We start from the raw sequence: 3,181 nt of genomic DNA, 5'->3' as shown, positions 1-3,181 counted from the left end.
GGACGGTGGTGACGGCCACGGCGGCCATGCCGGTGTAGGTACGGACCTTCCGGCCGCGGCCGGGCGGCTCCTCGGCGCAATCGCCGGCGTCCACCGGCACGACCGGAGCCACCGGATGGACCGGGTCGACCGGCTTGCGCGGTCCGGGCACCCGGTGCTGCGGGCCGGTGGAGGTGACGGGGTCGAGGTCGAATCCGGCCGGCGGCGTCGGGGTGACCCGCGGGAAGCCCGCCGCGGGGGTGCCGAAGGCCGGGGTGCCGGAGTCGAGGAAGGCGGTGGGAGCCGGTGCGGCGGCGGTGGCGTCGTGCGGGCGCCGCACTCCGTGCCAGTCCCCGTACACGGAGTCGGGGCGGGCCCCCCAGACGTCGTCGGACTCGTACTGCTGGGGGTGGCCACCGGTCCGCGCGTCGGCGTAGTACCGGTCCTGGGGCACGTACCCCTGGTGGGTGACGGTCGGTTCGGGCCAGTACGCGGCAGGCGGTTCCTCGTAGGGCAGGGGCGCGGGCTCCGGCTGCGGCCGGGCGGGTGCCGGGGCGGCGGCCGGAGCCGGAGCTGGGGCAGGGCCCTTGCGACTATGTCGTCCCACGGTCCTCAGCCTCTGCCGTCTTCGGTATATCGGTCACTCGCGCCCGTCCCGGTGTCGCTCAGCAGCTCCCGGAAAGCGGCGGCCACCACCTCGGGGTACTCCATCATCGCCACGTGTCCGGCCTCGGGCAGACACAGCAGCCGCGAACCGCGGTACGCCGCGGCCGCCTTGTGCGCCATCCGGTACGAGACCAACTGGTCCCGGCCACCGTAGACCAGCAGCGAGGGCGCGAGAACCCGCTGCGCCTGCCGCCACAGTCCGTGCTGGCCACCGAGGGTGTAGGCGTCGACGATGCCGCGCGAGGAGCGGGTCATCGCCTCCCAGAAGTACGGCAGCGCCATCCGCCGCTCCATCTCCTCCACGGCATTGCCGAATCCCTCGGGCGTCACCCGGGAGGGGTCTCCGTAACAGAGCTCCGTCACCCCACGGGTGCGCTGTTCGGCGCTGTGCCCCTGCGTCAGCCGGCAGAAGAGCGCGGCCACCCCGGGCACGGCGAGCAGGGCGGTCGGCACGGCCGACCTCTGCACGCGCAGCTCGGGCAGGGCGGGCGAGACGAGCGTCAGGGTGCGCACCAGGTCGGGCCGGACGGCCGCGACGCGGGTGGAGACGGCGCCGCCGAGGGAGTTCCCGACCAGGTGGACCGGGCCGCGCCCGGCGGCGTCGAGGTGCCGGATGACGGCGCGGGCGAAGGCGGTGACGGAGTAGTTCCGGTCGGCCGGTGGGGGGGACCAGCCGAAGCCCGGCAGGTCGAGGGCCTCGCCGTCGACGGTGTCGGCCAGCTGCCCCATCAGATCCGACCAGTTCTGGGAGGAACCGCCCAGTCCGTGCACGAACAGGGCGGGTGGCAGCCCCGTGCCCAGGGGCGGTCGGACCCGGACGGCCAGTTCCAGGCCGGGCAACGCGACGGTGCGCAGCTGCTCCCCTTCGGCCACTCGAACAGCTCCCACCTGGGAGGACAGCTCGGCGGTGGACCGTACGCCCGGCAGCTCGGTCGAAGACATGCGGGCAATGTTACGAGACGATCACGTTCCACTTCTTGTGTTCACGGTCACAAATTCGAGCGGATCCGCATAGCGGTGCCTCCGCGATCCTCCTAGGCTCGTAAGTGAACACAAGGAAGCGAGGGGAGCGGAATGACTGTCGACCCTGCGGAACCGGACACCTTCCGGGAGCAGTTTCCGGAATCCCTCGATCCTGAGGCGCCCGAGGCGGACGTGGCGGAACAGCTGACCGATCTCCGGCCGGACGAGGACGACCCGATCACCACGCGCCCGGCGGACGAGGTCACGGACGGGGATGCCGTCGAGCAGGCGCGGGTGGTGCCGCTGGACGAGGACGACTACCGCTGACCCGCGGTCGACCGGGCATCGACCGAACCGCCGACCAAACTGCTGATCAAACCGCTGACCAGCGCCTCCGGGCCGTCCGTACCGCGAGAAAACTCGGAGGGAACCCACCAGATTCGGTTACCGAAAAGTACGATGGCGGCGCGGCGCAGAGCGCACTGTGTTCTTAGAGAAAGTGGGAGGCGGCGTGACAGCCATCGAGCAGACCGAGGCAGCGCGTCCGCGGGGCACGCGACTGCCGCGCCGAGCCCGGCGCAACCAGCTGCTGGGCGCGGCCCAGGAGGTGTTCGTCGCGCAGGGGTATCACGCGGCCGCCATGGACGACATCGCCGAGCGGGCCGGCGTGAGCAAGCCGGTGCTGTACCAGCACTTCCCCGGCAAGCTCGACCTGTACCTGGCCCTGCTGGACCAGCACTGCGAGGCCCTGCTGCTGGCAGTGCGCACCGCCCTCGCGTCGACGACGGACAACAAGTTGCGCGTGGCGGCCACGATGGACGCCTACTTCGCGTACGTGGAGGAGGAGGGCGGCGCCTTCCGGCTGGTCTTCGAGTCCGACCTGACGAACGAGCCGGCGGTGCGCGAGCGCGTCGACCGCGTCTCGCTCCAGTGCGCCGAGGCCATCTGCGACGTCATCGCCGAGGACACCGGCCTGTCCAAGGACGAGTCGATGCTGCTGGCCGTGGGTCTGGGCGGGGTCTCGCAGGTCGTGGCCCGCTACTGGCTCTCCAGCGAGAGCCCGATCGCCCGCGATACGGCGGTCGGCCTGCTGACCTCCCTCGCCTGGCGCGGTATCGCCGGCTTCCCGCTGCACGGCACGGAGTCCTGACGGACCGGCTCACCGCCGGCACCCGCGACGTGTGGTGCTCCTCGGCCGCTGTTCGCTGCGAGCATGTCCGCTCCGCGCCGTCCGCGTCCCCTCTCCGGGCTAATGTGGACCGCGTACGGCGCGGCTGATCGCGCGAACCGGATCGTCGGAGGGACAAAGCCGTGGAGGTCAAGATCGGCGTGCAGCACGCACCCCGGGAGATCGTGCTGGAGAGCGACCTGAGCGCCGAGGAGCTGGAGGCCGTCGTCGCCGCCGCGCTCTCCGGCCAGTCGCCGCTGCTGAGCCTCACCGACAACAAGGGCCGCAAGGTCCTCGTGCCGTCGGACCGCCTGTCGTATGTCGACCTGGGCGAGCCGAGCGCGCGCAAGGTCGGTTTCGGCGCGCTCTGAGAACTGTTGGAAACGGCCCGGTGGTTGATCCCAC

Annotated in this window: 4 protein-coding genes and 1 pseudogene; 3 read left to right on the top strand and 2 right to left on the bottom strand. The window is 71.7% G+C overall.

Annotated elements, in window-relative coordinates; all coding sequences use genetic code 11:
- Positions 1-586: pseudogene (locus ACWGIU_RS33915) on the bottom strand (hypothetical protein); the annotation flags it as partial.
- A 5-nt stretch (positions 587-591) separates the two neighbouring features.
- Complete coding sequence (locus ACWGIU_RS33910; protein WP_453711941.1) at positions 592-1,587, bottom strand: alpha/beta fold hydrolase; 996 nt, start codon at positions 1,585-1,587, stop codon at positions 592-594.
- Between the two features lie 132 nt (positions 1,588-1,719).
- Between ACWGIU_RS33910 and ACWGIU_RS33905 the strand changes: the two genes are divergently transcribed.
- From ACWGIU_RS33905 to ACWGIU_RS33895, 3 genes are all read left to right on the top strand, one after another.
- Entirely contained in the window at positions 1,720-1,935 is a 216-nt protein-coding gene (locus ACWGIU_RS33905; RefSeq protein ID WP_453711940.1) for a hypothetical protein, read from the top strand.
- A gap of 184 nt (positions 1,936-2,119) precedes the next feature.
- Complete coding sequence (locus ACWGIU_RS33900) at positions 2,120-2,758, top strand: TetR/AcrR family transcriptional regulator (RefSeq protein ID WP_453711939.1); 639 nt, start codon at positions 2,120-2,122, stop codon at positions 2,756-2,758.
- Positions 2,759-2,919: 161 nt separating this feature from the next.
- Entirely contained in the window at positions 2,920-3,147 is a 228-nt protein-coding gene (locus tag ACWGIU_RS33895; protein ID WP_030764655.1) for a DUF3107 domain-containing protein, read from the top strand.
- Positions 3,148-3,181: the final 34 nt, after the last annotated feature.

It is taken from the genome of Streptomyces sp. NPDC054840 (genome assembly GCF_053611065.1).
The sequence above is the reverse complement of the archived record's forward strand: the minus strand, read 5'-3'. Positions and strand labels throughout refer to the sequence as shown.

Excerpts from the sequence above, each read along its gene's own strand:
- ACWGIU_RS33910 (WP_453711941.1), bottom strand. The coding sequence starts at position 1,587 with ATGTCTTCGACCGAGCTGCCGGGCGTACGGTCCACCGCCGAGCTGTCC.
- ACWGIU_RS33905 (WP_453711940.1), top strand. The coding sequence starts at position 1,720 with ATGACTGTCGACCCTGCGGAACCGGACACCTTCCGGGAGCAGTTTCCG.